The organism is Marinomonas ostreistagni, assembly GCF_016461785.1.
Taxonomy (GTDB): domain Bacteria; phylum Pseudomonadota; class Gammaproteobacteria; order Pseudomonadales; family Marinomonadaceae; genus Marinomonas; species Marinomonas ostreistagni_A.
Genome location: NZ_JAEMUH010000012.1, coordinates 23,914 through 43,858, shown reverse-complemented (window position 1 = coordinate 43,858; position 19,945 = coordinate 23,914). Strand labels below are relative to the sequence as shown.

Genomic DNA, 19,945 nt, shown 5'->3' with positions numbered 1-19,945 from the left:
CGTATGCTAAAGTTGAGCTATTTATGATCAAGATAATATTTTGCAGGGGGCAATATGCCTTATTCGCCGAAACATAAAGAACAGACTCGTCAGCGTATTTTGCAGGCTGCGGCAAAGTTATTTTGTTCAAAAGGGTTTGATCGGGTCACACTGAATCAAATCATGAAACAGGCCAATATGACCCATGGGGCTTTTTACGCGCACTTTTCCGGTAAGAGCTCTTTATACGAGGCGGCGCTAAAGTTTGCTACGGCGAAAGGATTTTGGGCGCGTGCTGCGAAGCAAACCGAAGACAAAGAAACGCATTTAAAAGCGCTGATAGCGCGCTACCTTAGCTGGAGCGATCCTAACCCTGATTCACCCTCTCCATTAGAGTTCTTAGTCACCGATGCAGCGCATCAAGATGAAACGGTACGTCAAACTTATCAGGAATGCTTTGACAGTCTTGTCGATCGATTGGCAAACATTTTAGAAAAGCGTGGTGTGAAGCAAGCCAAATGCCTCGCTGAAGAGACGGTAGTATCTTTGGTGGGGACTGTATCGATCGCACGTTCAGTTACCCAACCGCTACGACAGGATTTTATCAAACGCGCCCAAGGTAGGATTCTGACGCGTTTGAATCAGGGCTTAGCCTGCAGGACGATGGTCAGTGACGTTACTTAGTCATCTTCTCGTTGTTGGTACCAATCAAGAATCACGGGCGCGACTTCAGGTCCCGCCACGATAAAGTGACCATTTAGCAGTGTATCCCGTTGGTTATAACGGAATGGCTTGCCACTCGGCGCTACTAACATCCCACCAGCGGCTTCGATAATGGCTTGCTGGGCAGCAGTGTCCCATTCGCTTGTTGGGCCACGACGCAGGTGCAGGTCTGCAATCCCCTCGGCAATACGACAACCTTTGATCGAACTCCCCTTAGGTAATTCACGTACCTGCTCATAGGCTTCTTTGAGAGTGTCTTTCAAGTCTTGTGGCAAGGCAGGACCATGACTTCGACTGGTCATCGCCACGAGCGGCTCACGGGGCTCACGTACAGAAATATTCTCGATGTCATCGTCATGCCACTTGATGGCACAAGGCTCAATGCCTTGCCACTCAGTCGTTACGCCAAAATAGCCTTCTCGCGTAGTTGGCAAAAAGACGATACCAAGAATCGGGGCTCCATCTTCCACAAGGGCAATGTTGATACTAAATTCACCATTCCGTTTAATAAACTCTTTCGTACCATCCAGAGGATCAACAACCCAAAGCTGCTGCCAGTCTTTGCGTTCTTCGAAGTCCACAACCGCTTCTTCCGATAAAATCGGAATATCCGGTGTCAGGGCTTTCAGACCAGCCATGATAATGCGATTAGCAGCAATGTCCGCAGCGGTTACAGGACTGTCATCCGACTTATGCTCTACGCCTAAGTCAGCTTTCTGATAAATCTCCATGATCGCATCGGATGCATCGTGTATGATTTGTTGCAGTGCTAGAAAAGTAGGGTGGCGACTTACATCCATCATAATAGTACTGTTTTCTTTCGTTTCATTTTTTCGTGTGTTCAATTTATGAGTAAAGCAGAAAAACAGCCAGATTCACAAGCAGTAAGATTAGATAAATGGCTCTGGGCGGCCCGTTTTTTCAAAACCCGTACACTTTGCAAAGAAGCCATCGACGGTGGCAAGGTAATGTACAACGGCGCCAAAGGCAAAGCCGCTCGTAATGTTGAGCTTGGCGCACTAATTACCATTCGTAAAGGCTGGGACGAAGTCACAGTAGAAGTGAAGGGCCTAAGTGAGCAGCGCAAAGGCGCACCAGAAGCCCAAAAGCTTTACAGCGAAACATCCGAGTCCGTCGAGAAGCGAGAACGACGTGCTCTTGAGCACAAGTCGTTTGGTGGTCGCATCATGGCAGATCACAAGCCAAACAAGAAAGAACGTCGTGATATCAAACAACTCAAGCGCGATATTTTTGACTCATTTTAATATCGAATACAAATACTGATTACGTGGTGGGGGTATATTGATAGTGCCCCTGCGCATTAATCACTTGGCCAGACAATTCAAGCTCCATCAATATCTGTGCTAACTCCGACGCCCCCATTCCTGTTTTACGAATCAAGGCATCAAAGTCCAAACTAATTCGCTCTTGCCAAAAAATCTGTAGCAGGGAAGAGGCTTGTCCAGATAAACCGCCTGTTTGTAATGTAGATTGACGAGTTTGACGATCGGTTAGGGGGACTTTTTTACGGGAGGGTGTCGTCGTCTCTTTAGACAGACTCGACATCAGACGAGATTCCCGAGGAAGCTCTTCAATCATCTCATCTATAGAACGGACTAAAGTTGCCCCTTGCCGAATTAAGTGATTGGTACCACTAGACTGCGGATCACCAACGCGTCCTGGAATGGCAAACACCTCGCGGTTTTCTTCCAACGCATAGCGCGCACTGATCAAAGATCCACTTTTTTCAGACGCTTCAACAACCAATACACCATGGCTCATACCACTGATAATACGATTTCGAGGGGGGAATAGATTAGGCCTTGGCTGTGTCGTTAATGGGTACTCACTTATCAACGCACCTTCTTGTTCGATAATACGCTCGAATAGGCCATAGTTCTGACGTGGATACCAATTCAAAAGACCCGCTCCCATAACGGCAACAGTGCTTGACTGAGCTGTTAAAGCACCTTGGTGAGCATAGGTATCAATACCTTTTGCACCACCACTACAAACAGCGTAACCATGACTTGCTAACCTCTCACTCCATTCTTGCGCTAAGCTGCGTCCATAGCCTGATGCATTACGCGAGCCGACTACCCCTATACATGGCCGAGCCCAAGCATTAGAGGTTCCCTTGACAAACAAGCATAGGGGAGGAACGGCAATTTGTTTGAGTAATTCAGGGTAATTGGCTTCGTCACGAAATACGATTGACTGGCCAATATCACTGAGCCAGCGCTCAGTCTGTTCTAAACGCTCTTCGACCTCGTATGGCAACCTACCGTTTTGGAGATACACATCAGCGGCTTTCGCAACATGCTCAGACCAGCCTAACGCTCTCAGTACTTGGAAATCCACTGACTGAGCTGCGCATTCAAAACTTGAATCACTAGAACAAGCCTCTAGTATGAGACTTTCAGTGTCTTGATCAGACGAACTCCAAGCAGATAGATAAGTCCATAAGCTAGCAAGGCGATTTGCGCCAATACTAGGTAATAAGCTCAATGCCAGCCAATCTCTCTGGCTAAATCCATGGTGTAGGGTATTCATGCGGCAATCCTTGCAGACACAGTATACAAACGAATGTTTGTACTTATTCCATTAGCGTAGGGGCGCTAAAAATTGCGACGTATTTAATCACATTGCATAAAATTTGGCCAGTTCATATGCAGGCATTTTGGTCTGAATGCGTTACAATAGAAATAATGAAATCAGCCCTACAGAACTTAATTGTAATGGGCACTAAACGAACACATTATTGGAAATCCTTATGGCTGTACTACCCATTTTAGAATATCCAGATCCACGTTTGCGCAAAGTAGCAGAGCCGGTCACAGAATTTACCGACGCCTTGCAGACAAAGATCGACGACATGATTGATACCATGTATGACGAGCAAGGCGTTGGCCTTGCTGCAACACAGGTAGACTACCACTACCGCATCGTTGTTATGGACTTCTCTGAAGAACGCAATGAACCTATCGTGTTCATTAACCCAGAGTTCGACGTGCTAGACGAAGAGCCAAACGAATTCCAAGAAGGCTGCTTATCCGTACCAGGTTTCTACGAACATATTTACCGTGCAGCAAAAGTAAGAGTGAAAGCACTAGACCGACATGGTAAGCCGTTTGAAATGGACACGGATGAGTTGATGGCAGTGTGTGTACAACACGAGATTGACCACCTAGACGGCAAGCTCATGGTGGATTACTTATCACCACTGAAGCGCAACCGTATCAAAACTAAGCTGCAAAAAGCACAGAAGAAACGTGCCTAAAGGCATATCGTATAGCGTCGTGAACGCTTGCGACTAACTTGTATTGAATAGTTACAACCATCTTCTTTTTAAAAATCAGGCTACGGCCTGATTTTTCGTTACATGAAACTGTTTCGTTACATGAGGGCATTAGACGCACCATGACAGATACTACTCAAACGCCTCTACGTATTGTTTTCGCTGGCACACCGGATTTTGCTGCTGCCAGTCTACAAGCTGTACTTGATCACACCGCACAGAACCAATACGAAGTCATCGCGGTTTACACTCAGCCAGATCGCCCAGCGGGTCGTGGTCAGAAATTGGTGGCAAGTCCAGTAAAGCAGCTTGCCCTGACGCACGATATTCCCGTTTATCAGCCGCTGAACTTTAAAGACGAAGCCGATCGCCAAGCGCTAGCAGATTTGAATGCTGACATTATGATTGTCGCCGCTTACGGTCTGATTTTGCCGAAAGCCGTTTTGAACACACCTAAGCTTGGATGCATTAACGTACATGCGTCATTGCTACCCCGTTGGCGAGGTGCCGCGCCGATCCATCGTGCTGTCATTGCAGGCGATACATTAACCGGTATTACCATTATGCAAATGGACGTAGGGCTTGATACAGGCGACATGTTGCATAAGAAAGAATGCGATATCAAACCGGAGGACACATCAGGTTCATTACATGACCGTCTGGCAGTGTTAGGTGGCGAAGCCCTGATCGAAGGTTTAGAAGCTATTAAATCAGGACAAGTGACACCTGAAAAACAGGATGACTCACTGACTTGCTATGCAGATAAATTGACGAAACAAGAAGGGGAAGTGGATTGGACTCAAGACGCTTCGGTGATCAGTCTTCGCATTCGTGGTTTATTACCATGGCCAGGCGCTTATACTCAAACCCCAGCAGGAGTAATGAAGATCCATGCAGCAAAGCTGCTTAACACCGAAGACCAAGACTTCGAATGCGGTGAAATTACCATGGTCAGCAAAGAAGGGATCGTTGTGAACACAGGCAAAGGCTCTATTCTTATTACTGAACTACAATTCCCTGGCGGTAAACGTATGGCAGTGCAAGATGCACTGAATGGCAAATTTAAGGATCAACTGCAATTAGGCAAACGACTTGGGAGCCAAGCATGAGCCAATCCGCTCGCTTAGTCAGTGCGAAAATTCTCGAGCAAGTGCTTCTACAGCGCGGCTCTTTGTCCACACAGATTAATAAGCAAATCAGCCATGTCGAATACGACGAACAAGGGTTAGCTAAAGAACTGTGCTTTGGTGTGTGTCGCTTCTATCCGCAGCTGAACACCGTCGCTCTGAGTTTGTTAAGCAAACCGTTTGAAGAAAAAGACTTTGATCTGTATGCCGCATTGCTGATGGGGCTCTATCAAATTGAACATATGAGTACCCCTGATCATGCTGCGGTACATGAGTCAGTTGAGCTCTGTCGTCAGTTAGATAAAGAGTGGGCCACAAAGTTGATGAATGCCGTCTTGCGTCGCTATCAGCGAGAGCGTGAGGACATTCTTGAGAACTTATCTTCTCAACCTTCCATGGCACACAACTTGCCTAAGTGGCTAGTGAAGCGATTTAAGAAGCATTGGGATGCGGAGCTGGACTCAATTATTGAAGCCACCAATGCTCATCCACCGATGTGTATCCGAGTCAACGAAGCACATGTTTCACGTGAAACGTACAAACAAAAATTAGCAGAACAGGGCATTGTTTCACGTGAAACGTCCTTTTCAGTATCAGGTTTGTACCTAGAATCCGCTGTACCGGTCACTATGTTACCTGATTTTGAAAACGGTCATGTCAGCATCCAAGATGAATCTGCTCAATTGGCAGCAAGCTTATTGGCTCCCCAAACAGGCGAGCGAGTGCTCGATGCTTGCGCAGCGCCAGGAGGTAAAACAGGTCACTTACTGGAACTCGCACCTGACTTAGATTTAACGGCAGTCGAATTAGAGCCTTGGCGATTAGCCCGCATTGAATCAAACCTAGAACGGATAGGTGGATCGGCGGCGTTAATCTGTGGCGATGCCAGTCAGCCAGACCAGTGGTGGGATAAGACCCCGTTCGACAAAATCCTATTGGATGCTCCTTGTTCTGCAACAGGTGTCATCCGCCGTAACCCAGATATTAAGATCAACCGCAAGCCAGATGATATTGCTGCGCTCTGCGACATCCAAGCCAGTATTTTGGATGCCACTTGGCAAACCTTGAAGCAGGGTGGTTACTTGCTTTATGCGACGTGCTCTTTGATGCCAGAAGAAAACGAGCAGCAAATCACAAGCTTTTTGGCTCGTACCGAAGACGCAAAAGAATGTCCTCTGAATCTACTTAATGACAAGTTAGCACTTGGCTTTGGTAAGGCTGTTACCCATGGGGTGCAGGTCTTTCCAACTTTGGATGGCCAAGACGGCTTTTACTACTGTCTGATCAAAAAAGGCTAACCCTCTCCTCAATGCGCCCCTTCTCATGAAATAAGAAGGGGCGCATTGCTCAAAATATATAGATTATTCATCTAAACAACGTTAAATATTTCTTCAATCGCGTTTAAAATGTGTACGCAATGGACTCTTATTTTAAGACGCTCTTTCACATGCGATGAGCAATACGCTCTAAGGCTGACCATGAAGATCATAATTATTGGCGCGGGCCAAGTTGGCGCAACGCTGGCGGAGAACTTGGCAAACGAAGACAACGACATTACAGTCATCGATACCGATCATAATCGTTTGCGCGAGCTACAAGACCGCCTAGACATTCAAACAGTTCATGGCAGCGGTTCCCACCCAGACGTATTGGACCAAGCAGGTTGTAACGATGCCGATTTGTTAATCGCCGTCAGCAACCAAGACGAAACCAATATGATTGCCTGTCAGGTCGCCTACACGTTATTTAAGACCCCGACGAAAATTGGCCGTATTCGTTCTAATGCTTACTCTAAATACCCGAAGATTTTCGCCGACACGGCTTTGCCAATGGACGTTCGTATCAGTCCGGAGAAGGAAGTAACGAAACATTTGACTCGTTTGATTCGTTATCCTGGTGCATTACAAGTGATGGAGTTTGCTGAAGGTAAAGTTCAATTAGTGGTGGTCAAAGCGGAAAAGGGCGGTCCTCTGATTGATCGTCCAATTAGCTTTTTGCGCGAACACATGCCGTCCATTCAAACTCGTATTGCGGCTATTTATCGAAATGGCCAGTCCATCAAGCCGGATGGCAATACCCATATTCATGCTAACGATGAAGTGTTTTTCTTGGCCGCGCAGCGCGATGTAATGGATGTGATGAGTGAGCTGCGTCCACTGGATACACCTTATCGTCGTATCATTATTGCCGGAGGCGGTAATATTGGTGAGCGTCTGGCACAAAGTCTTGAGAAAGAGTACAGGGTGAAAATCATTGAGCGTGACCCAGAACGTTGTCGCGTACTTTCCGAAACCCTAGATAACACCATTGTGTTAAATGGCGATGCTTCAAAACAAGAGCTACTGCTGGAAGAAAACATTGAGTCCACAGATGTGTTTTGTGCCATCACCAATAACGATGAAGCCAACATTATGTCATCGATGTTGGCCAAAGTGCTTGGTGTACGCACGGTAATGACCATCATCAATAACCCAGCCTATGTCGACATTGTTCAAGAAGGCATGATTGATATCGCCATTTCTCCGCAGCACACGACGATCAGTTCGCTATTGAGTTTTATCCGTCGTGGTGACGTGGTCAATGTACACACCATGCGTAAAGGTGCAGCGGAAGCACTCGAGGCGGTCGCTCACGGTGACCATCGTTCTTCTAAAGTAGTAGGGCGTTCGATTGCCAATATTCCACTACCGGAAGGAGCCACCATCGGCGCCATCGTGCGAGAAGACGAAGTAATCTTAGCCACTGGTGAAGTCGTCGTTCAGGCAGAAGACCATGTGATTATTTTTGTCTCGAATAAGAAGCAGATCCCGGCAGTAGAGCAACTGTTCCAAGTTGGCTTAAGCTTCTTTTAACATGCAAACTAACTTCTTTTTACTAACGTCCCACGCTTCGGCTGGGACATTTTTTTCATAAGGCCAAGACATGCACATTCAGGTAATCCTGCGCGTTATCGGTTTGCTTATTATGATCTTCAGTTTGACGCTGTTACCACCGATCATCGTTTCATTGATCTATCAGGACGGCGCACTGCAGGCATTTCTGTATGCCTTGCTTATCAACTTAGCAAGTGGTTTGGTCATTTGGTTTCCGTTTCGAAACCATCGTGGTGATTTAAAAATTCGCGACGGGTTCTTAGTAACCGTCTTGTTCTGGACGACTCTAGGGCTGTTCGGTTCGGTACCATTCTTTCTCGCAACCGATCCACATCTAAGCTTCACTGACTCTTTGTTTGAGTCCCTGTCTGGGCTAACGACTACCGGTGCCACCATTTTAACGGCCATCGATGATTTGCCGCAGTCCATCTTATTTTACCGTCAGTGGCTACAATGGTTAGGTGGTATGGGTATCATAGTATTGGCCGTTGCCATCATGCCGATGCTGGGCGTTGGAGGCATGCAGCTTTATCGAGCCGAAACACCTGGACCGGTAAAAGACTCAAAATTGACGCCACGTATTGCAGAGACGGCTAAAGCGCTTTGGTATATTTATGCGTCTTTAACCATCGTCTGTACGCTAAGCTATTGGGTGGCGGGGATGAGCTTCTTTGATGCCTTGTGTCATAGTTTCTCCACTGTAGCGATTGGTGGTTTCTCGACCCACGATGCCAGTATTGGCTACTTTAACAGCGTCACCATTGAGATCATTTGTACGGTATTTATGGTGATCGCCGCACTGAACTTTGGCTTGCACTTTTACGCTTGGCGTACGCGCAGTGTTTGGCATTACTTCAAAGACCCTGAGGCGCGCTTCTTTTTCTTTCTATTGGGTTCTGCCATTTCTTTATCTACCTTGGTGCTGATTTTAACATCCACATTCGATTGGCAAACGTCATTACGCTATGCGGTTTTTGAAAGTGTTTCTATTGCCACAACAGCAGGATTTGGTACTTCTGATTTCTCAGTATGGCCACACTTCTTACCGTTCCTGTTGATCGTCACGTCCTTCGCTGGCGGCTGTGCTAGCTCAACCGGTGGTGGTATGAAAGTGATTCGTATCCTACTGATCTTGAAACAGGGCTTCCGTGAAATTCAACGTCTGGTACACCCAAACGCCGTCATCCCCGTTAAGGTAGGCGGTAAAGCAATTCAAGAGCGAGTGGTTTCAGCGGTATGGGGGTTCTTCTCTGCCTACTTGCTTGTGTATGTCATTCTAATGATTGGTTTGATGGCCACAGGCATAGACCAAGTCACCGCCTGGTCCGCCGTGGCGGCGACGCTAAACAACCTAGGCCCAGGTTTAGGGGAAGTGGCTGCAAACTTTGCGTCCATTAATGATCCGTCGAAATGGATGCTGTGTTTCGCCATGCTGCTTGGTCGTTTAGAAGTCTTCACTTTACTGGTCTTGTTTACCCCGATGTTTTGGCAGAAGTAGCAAAGGAATAACCCATGACACCCGCAACGCAAATGCTAAAAAAGCGTAAGATCCCTTTTACCCAACACGAATATGAGCATGATCCTAGCTGCCAAAACTTCGGTCAGGAAGCCGCAGACAAACTTGGCTTGGCTCCAGAACAGGTCTTTAAGACGTTACTGGTTACGGATGACAGAGACGTTTTCGTGGCCATTGTACCGGTGACTGGTAAGTTGAATTTAAAACGCACTGCGGCAGCGCTGAAAGTCAAAAAACTGCGCATGACTGAGCCAAAAGACGCAGAACGCTTAACGGGATATATCGTCGGGGGGATCAGTCCAGTAGGGCAAAAGAAAGCATTAGTCACCGTCATCGACAGTAGTTCTGAAGCATTTGATAAAATCTATGTGAGTGGTGGTAAGCGTGGCTTTGATATTGGTTTGGCCCCCAAAGACCTAGCCAGTGTTTGTCGACAAACCGTTTTCTCAGATATCGCTGAGCATTGATACGATAAGTTATTGTCAGTGACAAAGATATGATCTTAAAAAGAAGGGGCTAATAATTAGCCCCTTCTTTTTGTTTACTGGTCACATGTTCGTTAAACGTGTTGATGTTCCTTATATGGATTTAACGCGCCATGAGGCTGTAATTTGAAGCGCTTGTATTCCCATTGATATTGACTCGGAGCACGTTCCACCAGCTTTTCAATCGAAGCATTCAACCCCGTTAAAGAGGTCACTGTGTCCTCATCGTAAAAACGGCTGTCCACTTCGAATGCATTTACTTCAAACCCTTTATCCGTTTGAATACATCCAACTACAAATGCTTTGGCACCGGTCTTTTGCGCTAGCTGACCCGCTAACGTCATGGTGTAAGCTTGATGGCCATAAAATGGAGCAAAGTCACCGCTGCCTTGTTGTGGTACCTGGTCAGGTAACATACCCACCACACCATCAGCATTAAGCGCTTTCACAATCTGCATCACCCCGCGTCGATTGGTGGGAACCAATTCACCACCCACTCGGTTACGAGCTTCGAGAATAAAGGCATCTAAGCTTTCATCTTTGTTAGGGCGATACATCGCTGTCATAGGACGAATGGCACTGACAAAGACATTCACTGCTTCCCAGTTACCAATATGAGGCGCTAAAACAATCACGCCACCTTCGCCTTCCACCGCTTGTTTTAGCTCAGCTGCGCCATCACCTTCATAGCAACGATCAAGGATGTATGATACATCACGGGTCCATAGATGGCCCATTTCAGCAAAGGTCTGTCCCATGTGCTGTAGGCGGCTGTTACGCAGTCGAATACGCTGTTCTTTATCCAAATGCGGTAAGCAAAGCTCAAGGTTACGATCAATCGCTCGGCGAGTGCGACGATCAAAGCGAAGCACTAACAACCCCACCATACGCCCAATACGACGAACAAATGGAAACGGTAACTTCCCCATGGCTTTTATCAGCTTTGTCATTGGAGAGGAGGTAATTTGCTCGGACATAACACCCACTTAATTTGATCAATCTATAACTTTGGTCGAAGGACTGAAGCTCTTCACTAAAAATTGTTTCACGTGAAAACTCTCACCCAAGCCAATCTGAAACCATTATACTACCACTTAATGCAATTCATTAATCTGAGGTAGGCACATTTATGGCGAATAACAAGCCCGTCATCATTCTCGACCGTGATGGCGTCATCAACCAAGATTCCGATGCGTACGTTAAATCCGTTGATGAATGGATTCCGCTACCAGGTAGTATTAAAGCCATGGCAGCATTAAGCAAAGCTGGTTTTCAGATCTTCATAGCAACGAACCAATCAGGCATCGCAAGGGGCTACTACAATGAAGCCACCTTGCATGGCATGCATGAAAAGATGCTCAGGCTTTTAGAAGCAGAGGGCGGTCATGTGGAAGGCATCGAATATTGCCCACACGGGCCCGATGATGCGTGTCACTGCCGTAAGCCTAAGAGCGGTATGATCGAAGCCATCGAAGCGCAGCTAGGCGTAGACTTTACCAAAACACCTGCCATCATGGTGGGGGATTCATTGCGTGATCTTCAAGCCGGCCACGCTCGAGGCTGTTCACCTGTATTGGTATTAACTGGGAAAGGCCGTGATACCCAATACAAAGAAATCGATTTCTACTTTGATATCTACACTGATCTAGCTGCCTTTGCGATCGCAACGCTGCATAAATATCAGTAAGGCAAAGCTCAACTCACTATGATTTTGCTGCTGACTTATATAGCAAAATCATAGTGCTAACGCAGAATCTTGCTGTTGATCGAGAATCTCGTGCAAGTTATCTTCCAACCAACCGATTAAACTCATCACCCGTTGACCAAACTCGATCCCAAGTGGCGTTAATTGATATTCCACATGAGGTGGCACAACCGGATACACAATACGCTTAACAAACCCGTCGCCTTCTAAATGCTGCAATGTTTGCGCAAGCATTTTTTCACTAACGCCTTTGATAGTGCGACGCAACTCACTAAAACGCTTGGCTTTACCGTCCTGCAACGCAAAGAACACCAACATGCCCCATCGCCCCGTGACGTGGCGCAAAATCTCCCGCGAGGGACACTTATCAGAGAATACATCTCCTCGATCAAATGACAACTCAGTGCCCTCAGGAGCATTTAATTCATGTTTTTTCATACTTACCTTTTTGTACGTACTTACTAAAAGTTAGCTAATAGTCTAGCCTATCTCTTATTCACTCACCATCCTTATAGGAGAACAGTATGATTTTAGTCACCGGTGCATCAGGCCAGCTAGGTAATTTAGTCATTAACAGCCTTTTAGCAAAAGGGGTCGCAGCAGACCAAATCGTCGCAGCCGTTCGTAGTCCAGAAAAAGCGACTGCACTGCAAGAGCGAGGCGTTGTTGTGCGCGAAGCCGACTACACAGACCCAGCCTCTCTTAAAGCAGCCATGAACGGCGTTAAGCGCGTCGTCTTAGTATCTTCAAGCGAAGTCGGCCAACGTGCCGCTCAGCATCAAAACGTGATCGACGCAGCTCAAGCAACAGGCGTAGAGCTACTGGCTTACACCAGCATCCTACACGCAGACACATCACCACTTGCTCTAGCAGAAGAGCACGTAACCACCGAAGCAGCGTTAAAAGCCTCCAACGTGCCACATGTAGTGCTACGCAACGGCTGGTATTCAGAGAACTACACCATGAGTGCAAGCATGGCAGTGGAACACGGTGCGGTACTGGGCAGCGCAGGCGAAGGTAAATACTCAACCGCAGCCAGAGCAGACTACGCCGATGCAGCAGCGACCGTGATCACTTCAGAGGATCAAGCAGGGAAGGTATACGAGCTTGCCGGAGATGAAGCGTTCACCCTAACGCAATACGCGGCCTACATTGCAAACATCAGCGGCAAAGAAGTAGTTTACCAAGACCTTCCAGAAGCCGAGTACGCTAAAGTATTAGTGGAAATGGGTTTACCTGAAGGCTTTGCAGCCGTACTAGCGGACTCCGATGTCGGTGCATCAAAAGGAGGTTTATTCGATGATGGCCATACGCTCTCGAAACTAATTGGCCGCCCAACTACGCCAATTCAAGATAGCATCAAAGTGGCCTTATCGTAGGATAACTCTTATCACTCAAAATACACACTGTAACGAAAAAATATATTATATTAATGCAAGTACTCACTAACTTTACAGAGTCTATTTTTAAATACTTTCTACTGATCATTCAGATGAATGCTCAGTAGCTAAGTAATGATAACCCCATAAAAAAAGCCAGTGTCGAGACACTGGCTTTTGATAGTTTTGATACGCTAAATAAGCTTAAGGCTTATACGTCTAAGTTAGCTACCGATAGAGCGTTGTCTTGGATAAAGTTACGACGTGGTTCTACCTCGTCGCCCATCAATGTGGTGAACATCTGATCCGCTGCAACAGCGTCATCGATGGTCACGCGCAACATACGACGCGCATCTGGGTCCATGGTGGTTTCCCAAAGTTGCTCAGGGTTCATCTCACCTAGACCTTTGTATCGCTGGATCGTAAGGCCGCGAGATGCTTCCTTCATCAACCAAGCTTTCATACCTTCGATGGTTGTCACAGGTTCACGACGCTCGCCACGCTGGATGAATGAACATTCTTCAAACAATTCATCGATGGTTTGCGCCATCGCGACAATGCGTTTGTAATCCGCAGAGGTGAAGAACGCAGACTCGAAGCGGTAACGGGTGCTCACACCGTGAGACATGATGTCTACGACTGGTAGGAACTGGTTACGCTCAGCGTCTTTCTCAACACCAAAGTCAAAACGGAAACCGGTACGAACGTCTACTGGCATTTGTGCGCTTAGACTTTCAACCCAAGTATTGACCGTTGCTTCGTCAGAAAGCTGCTCAACCGTTAGCTCTTTGCAGTACAGAAGCTTGTTCATTACATCTTTCGGGTACACACGAGACATACGATCGATGTCTTCTTCGATACGGATGTAATCACGAATCAGCTTCGATAACGCTTCGCCTTGGATGCCTGGTACGTCTTCGTTGACGAAAAATTGCGCGCCATCTAGAGCCACTTCGATCAAGTGCTGATCCAGTGCCGCTTCGTCTTTAATGTACTGCTCTTGCTTACCGCGTTTGATCTTAAACAGTGGTGGCTGAGCGATAAAGATGTGACCACGCTCGATAATTTCCGGCATTTGACGGAAGAAGAACGTTAATAACAGCGTACGAATGTGCGAACCGTCCACGTCGGCATCGGTCATGATAACGATGCTGTGATAGCGCAATTTGTCCGCGTTGAATTCGTCACGACCGATACCACAGCCAAGCGCTGTGATTAGGGTGCCGACTTCAGCTGACGACAGCATTTTGTCGAAACGTGCTTTTTCAACGTTCAGGATCTTACCTTTAAGCGGTAGGATCGCTTGCGTACGACGGTCACGACCTTGCTTTGCAGAACCACCCGCAGAGTCACCCTCCACTAGGTAGATTTCAGAAAGCGCTGGATCTTTCTCCTGACAGTCCGCCAATTTACCTGGCAGACCGGCGATGTCTAGAGCACCTTTACGGCGGGTCATATCACGGGCACGACGAGCCGCTTCACGGGCACGGGCCGCGTCTAGCATCTTGTTAACGATGGTTTTCGCTTCGTTTGGTTTTTCCAATAGGAATTCAGAGAAGCGCTTACTCATCTCTTGCTCAACCGCAGTTTTTACTTCTGAAGACACCAGTTTGTCTTTGGTCTGAGAAGAGAACTTTGGATCAGGTACTTTTACCGAAACGATCGCGGTTAAACCTTCACGGCAGTCATCGCCCGTAGTCGCCACTTTTTGCTTCTTCGCTAGGCCTTCAGCCTCGATGAAGTTGTTAAGCGTACGAGTCAACGCACCACGGAAGCCTGCTAAGTGGGTACCGCCATCGCGCTGTGGGATGTTGTTGGTGTAACAGTAGATGTTTTCTTGGAAGCCTTCGTTCCACTGCAATGCCACTTCAACCGCGATGCCGTCTTCAAGGTCATCACGTTGGCAAATGAAATGGAAGATATCGTTGATTGGCTGCTTGTTGGTGTTCAAGTGCTCTACGAACGACTTCAAACCGCCTTCGTAGTTAAAGAATTCTTCTTTACCAGAACGCTCGTCTTTAAGGTGAATCGCGACACCAGAGTTTAGGAACGATAGCTCACGAAGACGTTTCGCTAGGATATCGTAGACAAATAGGATGTTAGAGAAGGTTTCCGCCGACGGTTTGAAGTGTACCGTTGTACCGGCACCATCAGATTCACCGACAACCGCCAAAGGCGCCTGTGGCACACCATGAGCGTAGTTCTGCTCATACACTTTGCCATTCTTACGAATTGTCAAAGTCACGGTTTCAGAAAGGGCGTTTACTACCGAAACACCTACACCGTGCAAACCACCAGAAACTTTGTATGAGTTATCGTCGAACTTACCACCGGCGTGCAATACCGTCATGATAACTTCGGCTGCTGACACACCTTCTTCTGGGTGCATTTCAACCGGAATACCACGACCATTGTCCGACACGGAAATGGATTCGTCAGGGTGAATGATGACTTTGATGGTGTCACAGTGACCGGCCAATGCTTCATCAATGGAGTTGTCCACCACCTCAAAGACCATGTGGTGTAGACCGGTACCATCGTCTGTATCACCAATGTACATACCAGGGCGCTTACGAACAGCGTCTAGCCCCTTGAGCACCTTGATACTGGACGAATCATAACTATTTTCACTCATTTAACTCTCCTGTGCGTTTAGGGACAATTCGCCTTGTTTCATGGAAAAGTGACGAACATCTATCTGATCAGACCAAGTAAAGTCCATACTATCTGGCCCAACGCTAGTAATAAAAATTTGGCTGTCCAATGATTCCAACAGCTGACACAACTTGCGGCGATGATTGGCGTCCAGTTCGGCAGGTAAATCGTCCACCAAGAACACCAATTGTCGACCACGTTCAATCAGTAATTGCCCTTGAGCAATTTTCAGAGCCGACACGACAAGCTTCTGCTGCCCGCGAGATAAGGTATCCAGAGCATCCCCAGTTGGAGTTTTAACGCGCAAATCGGCCCGCTGTGGGCCAGTATTGGTGTAACCTACATCAATGTCGCGCTGATAACTGTGCTCAATGGCTTCGCTTAACGTTCTCTGAGCATCCCAACCTTGGAAAAAACCAAGTTGTACCTCAAGGCCCGGCGCCAACTGCTGTAACACGGATTCAAAGTGCGGCGTTAAGGCTGCCACATAGGCTTTTCGAGCTTGATTAACTTGCTCGCCTAAGCGGATCAACTCTTGATCAAACGCCGCCAGTAAATTGGGCAATATTTTACCACGTCTGAGCAAGCTATTCCGCTGTTTTAATGCTTTTTGCCAACCTCGCCACGCACTAATAAATTGTTCGTCATAGTGGAATACGCCCCAGTCAACAAATTGGCGGCGAATCTTTGGCGAACCTTCTAATAATCGAAACGCATCAGGGTTGATCAGCTGCACCGGTAAGCATTCGGCAAGCTCGACCGCAGACTGAGCGGCACGGCCTTGTATACGCACTTCTACCGCGCCATCGCGGGTACGTTTGATGCCTATCGGGAGTTGCTGAGTGCCTTGGTCCACTTGCGAGAACACGACACATTCAGGCTGTTCATATTGGATATAGGTTTTGTGTTTGTGACTTCGGAACGAACGACCAAACGACAGCAAATAGATAGCTTCCAACACCGAGGTCTTACCGCTGCCATTTTCGCCAACGATGATGTTGACCTGAGGCGAGGGTTCAAAACGGACATGGGTGAGGTTGCGCAGACGGGAAATGTCGAGGCGAGCCAGTGGCATATATAAGGCTTATAAGGGCAAGAGGGTGCCGAAACACCCTCTTAGACACAATTACAGGCGCATTGGCATCACAACGTACTGAGACGCGTGGCCTTGGCCTTCTTCGATCAAGGCACTGCTGTTGGAATCGTTCAAAGAAATACGAACTTCTTGTGAGTCGATTACACCCAACACATCTAGTAGGTAGCCTACGTTGAAGCCAACTTCTAGATTGTCGCCTTGGTACTGAACCAATACCGATTCTTCCGCTTCTTCTTGTTCTGGGTTGTTAGCAAATACTTGCAACATACCGTTCGACAAGATTAGGCGCACACCGCGGTACTTCTCGTTCGATAGAATCGATGCACGAAGGAAAACTTGGCGTAGTTCCAAACGATCCGCTGCAACCACTTTTTCGTTATTACGAGGGATGACGCGGTGATAATCTGGGAATTTGCCGTCCACTAGCTTAGAAGTGAAAGTGTAGTCCGCTACTTTGGCACGAATGTGGTTCGAGCCAATGGTTAGCTCTACTTCATCTTCAGAGTCATTCAATAAACGGTTCAGCTCTAACACACCTTTACGTGGTACGATCACTTGCGTTAGATCGCCTTTGACGTGCGCGTCTTCGATAGCCGTCGCCAGACGGTGACCATCGGTTGCCACCACACGTAATTGACCATCCGCCACTTCAAACAGCATACCGTTTAGGTAGTAACGTACGTCTTGGTTGGCCATGGCAAAGCCGGTACGGTCAATCAGTTTACGCACACTGCCTTGAGCAATGTTCACAACCAAGTCGCCTTGCATGTCCTGAATGTTCGGGAACTCTTCGGCCGGCAACGTCGATAAAGTGAAACGTGAACGACCTGAGCGAATCACGGCTTTTTGATCGTCTAATGAGAACTCAATCACTGCGCTATCCGGTAAGCTTTTGCAGATGTCCATTAGCTTACGAGCAGGCACAGTAATACGGCCTTCTTGGCATTCATCGAGTGGCGCACGACCCACCAATTCCACTTCTAGATCAGAACCTGTCAAAGTGAGAGTTTGGTCTTTTACTTCTACCAAAACATTGGCCAACACTGGCATCGTTTGTTTACGCTCAACGACACCGGCAACCAGTTGCAGTGGCTTTAGTAACGTTTCGCGGACGACTGAAAATTTCATTCTTTTCCTCGTTAATTCAATGTCTTAGACCAATTAGGTGGTCAATATGCGCATCAGTTGTTTGTAGTCTTCTCGGATATCCGAATCGGTATCCTGCAACTCTTTGATTTTACGAATCGCGTGCAACGCCGTGGTATGGTCTCGACCACCAAAGGCATCACCAATCTCCGGCAAGCTATGGTTGGTCAACTCTTTCGCCAGTGACATGGCCACCTGACGTGGACGTGCGACCGAGCGACTGCGGCGCTTCGATAGTAAATCACTGATCTTAATCTTGTAATATTCAGCAACTATTCGCTGGATATTATCAATGTTCACCAACTTGTCCTGCAAGGCCAATAAGTCTTTTAATGACTCTCTGACAAAATCAGGTGTGATAGAACGACCTGTAAAGTGAGAGTTGGCGATGACTCGTTTTAATGCTCCTTCTAACTCACGAACATTAGAACGAATCTTTTGTGCGATAAAGAATGCCGAATCATAAGACAATTTCACACCGCTTTCTTCAGCTTTGCGCATCAAGATGGCGACACGAGTTTCCAATTCAGGTGGCTCAATGGCAACAGTTAAACCCCAACCAAATCGTGACTTAAGGCGATCTTCCAAACCTTGAATCTCTTTTGGATAGCGATCACAGGTCAAAATCATCTGCTGGCCACCCTCTAACAGGGCGTTAAAGGTGTGGAAGAACTCTTCTTGAGTTCGATCTTTCCCAGCAAAGAATTGAATATCATCAATCAGCAAGGCATCCACAGAACGATAGTAACGTTTAAAATCGTTAATCGCGTTCAGCTGCAAAGCTTTGACCATATCTGCTACAAAACGCTCCGAGTGCAGGTATACCACCTTAGCATTTGGGTTATGGCGCATTAACTCGGTACCAACAGCTTGCATTAAGTGGGTTTTACCAAGGCCAACCCCACCATAGATAAACAGTGGGTTGTAAGCACCACCTGGGTTTTCCGCTACTTGTTGCGCAGCCGCATGGGCCAATTGGTTCGATTTACCTTCGACAAAGTTTTCGAAGGTAAAGGAATTATTCAGATTGGCGCCATGGTTGATACCACCTTCTACTTCGACCTTACGGTTTGGCGGTGTAAGCGGTAACTGACCTTGTTCATAAGGCTCTGGCTCAGGGCGCACATAGTGATCACCTAAACTTAATGGTGCTTCGAACTCTATTTCAGGTCCGTCTCTATCATCGTCCATTAAGCTAAAGCCTGGGCTATAGCCCGATTCGAACTTAGGCTCAGCGGCAGGTGTCGTACGAGGCGTCGGCTCAGGTGCTTTTTGCACTGGCGGTGGTGGAGGCGGAGGAGTGGGCTTTGAGAAGCCCGCTTGGCGCACAGCAAGCACTAAATTTGGAGCAGGCTCATCTCCTGCAAATTCTGATAACAGCTCTTTAATACGTACTTGATATTTATTGGTGACCCAATCAAGAACGAAACGATTGGGAGCATAGAGGCACAGATCGCCATTGGACCCGATCTCCGCTTGCAGCGGACGAATCCATGTATTGAATTGCGATGAGGAAAACTCTTCCTGCAAAGTAACAAGACAGCGTTCCCAATACTGCAAAGACACGATAAACGCTCTCCCTGATTAAGTTTCTAATTCAGTAAATTTTAAGCAAGAGGGGGATTCTAACGTGAGGGTTGACAGTTATCCACAAAAATATGGGTTATCCACGTTATTTTGTTTGAAAAGAAATTTTGTTAATAACAGACAGAGTTACCCACAGCGGTGAATGAATGACAACCGATGTGCATAAAAAGCTAGGTTATCAACATATTAACAAGCTAATTGGAAATATATTATGCACAGATAAATATTACATCAAGCATTTGTTGATAAAAGATTTTTTAGACTTTACACAACCTAATGTGAATAACTTTCAAGGCATAATATTTTTGTTATTCACATTAGTTGTAGAAGTCTGTTAATAAATTATGGAGGGATTTGTTGGTTAAATTTTTCACAG

At 47.0% G+C, this 19,945-nt stretch carries 18 protein-coding genes; 10 read left to right on the top strand and 8 right to left on the bottom strand.

Annotated elements, in window-relative coordinates; translation table 11 throughout:
- Nucleotides 1-54: 54 nt before the first annotated feature.
- Complete coding sequence (locus JHD44_RS12950; protein ID WP_199463200.1) at nucleotides 55-663, top strand: TetR/AcrR family transcriptional regulator; 609 nt, start codon at nucleotides 55-57, stop codon at nucleotides 661-663.
- On the opposite strand, the gene cysQ is transcribed toward JHD44_RS12950, so the two are convergent.
- Entirely contained in the window at nucleotides 660-1,505 is an 846-nt protein-coding gene (gene cysQ, locus JHD44_RS12945; protein ID WP_199463199.1) for a 3'(2'),5'-bisphosphate nucleotidase CysQ, read from the bottom strand. The genes JHD44_RS12950 and cysQ overlap by 4 nt on opposite strands.
- A gap of 45 nt (nucleotides 1,506-1,550) precedes the next feature.
- Between cysQ and JHD44_RS12940 the strand changes: the two genes are divergently transcribed.
- Nucleotides 1,551-1,967, top strand: a complete 417-nt coding sequence (locus JHD44_RS12940) for an RNA-binding S4 domain-containing protein (RefSeq protein WP_199463198.1) — start codon at nucleotides 1,551-1,553, stop codon at nucleotides 1,965-1,967.
- A gap of 19 nt (nucleotides 1,968-1,986) precedes the next feature.
- Here JHD44_RS12940 and dprA read toward each other — a convergent pair whose 3' ends face one another.
- Entirely contained in the window at nucleotides 1,987-3,255 is a 1,269-nt protein-coding gene (gene dprA, locus JHD44_RS12935) for a DNA-processing protein DprA (protein ID WP_199463197.1), read from the bottom strand.
- Between the two features lie 220 nt (nucleotides 3,256-3,475).
- Here dprA and def point away from each other — a divergent pair, with 220 nt between their 5' ends.
- The 6 genes from def to ybaK all read left to right on the top strand — a co-directional run bounded on the left by def (nucleotide 3,476) and on the right by ybaK (nucleotide 9,983).
- Entirely contained in the window at nucleotides 3,476-3,982 is a 507-nt protein-coding gene (gene def, locus JHD44_RS12930) for a peptide deformylase (protein ID WP_133561515.1), read from the top strand.
- Between the two features lie 140 nt (nucleotides 3,983-4,122).
- The gene (gene fmt / locus JHD44_RS12925; protein WP_199463196.1) at nucleotides 4,123-5,109 is read left to right on the top strand and encodes a methionyl-tRNA formyltransferase; all 987 of its coding nucleotides are present in this window, start codon (nucleotides 4,123-4,125) and stop codon (nucleotides 5,107-5,109) included.
- On the top strand, nucleotides 5,106-6,425 hold the full coding sequence (gene rsmB / locus JHD44_RS12920; protein WP_199463195.1) for a 16S rRNA (cytosine(967)-C(5))-methyltransferase RsmB: 1,320 nt from the start codon (nucleotides 5,106-5,108) through the stop codon (nucleotides 6,423-6,425). Before fmt ends, rsmB begins: the two co-directional genes overlap by 4 nt.
- Nucleotides 6,426-6,605: 180 nt before the next feature.
- Nucleotides 6,606-7,979, top strand: coding sequence for a Trk system potassium transporter TrkA (trkA, locus tag JHD44_RS12915; RefSeq protein ID WP_199463194.1), 1,374 nt, complete (start codon nucleotides 6,606-6,608; stop codon nucleotides 7,977-7,979).
- A gap of 70 nt (nucleotides 7,980-8,049) precedes the next feature.
- Nucleotides 8,050-9,498, top strand: coding sequence for a TrkH family potassium uptake protein (locus JHD44_RS12910; protein ID WP_199463193.1), 1,449 nt, complete (start codon nucleotides 8,050-8,052; stop codon nucleotides 9,496-9,498).
- 14 nt (nucleotides 9,499-9,512) lie between these two features.
- Nucleotides 9,513-9,983 carry a Cys-tRNA(Pro) deacylase gene (gene ybaK / locus JHD44_RS12905; RefSeq protein WP_199463192.1) on the top strand — a complete coding sequence of 157 codons (471 nt, stop codon included), beginning with the start codon at nucleotides 9,513-9,515 and terminating at the stop codon, nucleotides 9,981-9,983.
- A 92-nt stretch (nucleotides 9,984-10,075) separates the two neighbouring features.
- Here the strand turns inward: ybaK and JHD44_RS12900 are convergent, their stop codons facing one another.
- Nucleotides 10,076-10,978 carry a lysophospholipid acyltransferase family protein gene (locus tag JHD44_RS12900; protein WP_199463191.1) on the bottom strand — a complete coding sequence of 301 codons (903 nt, stop codon included), beginning with the start codon at nucleotides 10,976-10,978 and terminating at the stop codon, nucleotides 10,076-10,078.
- A gap of 152 nt (nucleotides 10,979-11,130) precedes the next feature.
- Here JHD44_RS12900 and gmhB point away from each other — a divergent pair, with 152 nt between their 5' ends.
- Nucleotides 11,131-11,688 (top strand): D-glycero-beta-D-manno-heptose 1,7-bisphosphate 7-phosphatase, encoded by a 558-nt coding sequence (gmhB, locus tag JHD44_RS12895; RefSeq protein ID WP_199463190.1) that lies wholly within the window; start codon nucleotides 11,131-11,133, stop codon nucleotides 11,686-11,688.
- 48 nt (nucleotides 11,689-11,736) lie between these two features.
- On the opposite strand, the gene JHD44_RS12890 is transcribed toward gmhB, so the two are convergent.
- Nucleotides 11,737-12,144, bottom strand: coding sequence for a winged helix-turn-helix transcriptional regulator (locus JHD44_RS12890; RefSeq protein ID WP_199463189.1), 408 nt, complete (start codon nucleotides 12,142-12,144; stop codon nucleotides 11,737-11,739).
- Between the two features lie 86 nt (nucleotides 12,145-12,230).
- Between JHD44_RS12890 and JHD44_RS12885 the strand changes: the two genes are divergently transcribed.
- Nucleotides 12,231-13,085: an SDR family oxidoreductase gene (locus JHD44_RS12885; protein WP_199463188.1), complete on the top strand. Its 855-nt coding sequence runs from the start codon at nucleotides 12,231-12,233 to the stop codon at nucleotides 13,083-13,085.
- 211 nt (nucleotides 13,086-13,296) lie between these two features.
- Here JHD44_RS12885 and gyrB read toward each other — a convergent pair whose 3' ends face one another.
- Genes gyrB through dnaA form a run of 4 tightly spaced genes read right to left on the bottom strand, consistent with a single transcriptional unit; the run spans nucleotide 13,297 to nucleotide 19,548 of the window.
- On the bottom strand, nucleotides 13,297-15,720 hold the full coding sequence (gene gyrB / locus JHD44_RS12880; RefSeq protein WP_199463187.1) for a DNA topoisomerase (ATP-hydrolyzing) subunit B: 2,424 nt from the start codon (nucleotides 15,718-15,720) through the stop codon (nucleotides 13,297-13,299).
- A complete protein-coding gene (gene recF, locus JHD44_RS12875) occupies nucleotides 15,721-16,815 on the bottom strand; it encodes a DNA replication/repair protein RecF (RefSeq protein WP_199463186.1) in 1,095 nt (364 codons plus the stop codon).
- A 51-nt stretch (nucleotides 16,816-16,866) separates the two neighbouring features.
- Nucleotides 16,867-17,964, bottom strand: coding sequence for a DNA polymerase III subunit beta (gene dnaN / locus JHD44_RS12870; protein ID WP_199463185.1), 1,098 nt, complete (start codon nucleotides 17,962-17,964; stop codon nucleotides 16,867-16,869).
- 33 nt (nucleotides 17,965-17,997) lie between these two features.
- A complete protein-coding gene (gene dnaA / locus JHD44_RS12865) occupies nucleotides 17,998-19,548 on the bottom strand; it encodes a chromosomal replication initiator protein DnaA (protein WP_199463184.1) in 1,551 nt (516 codons plus the stop codon).
- Between the last annotated feature and the right edge of the window lie 397 nt (nucleotides 19,549-19,945).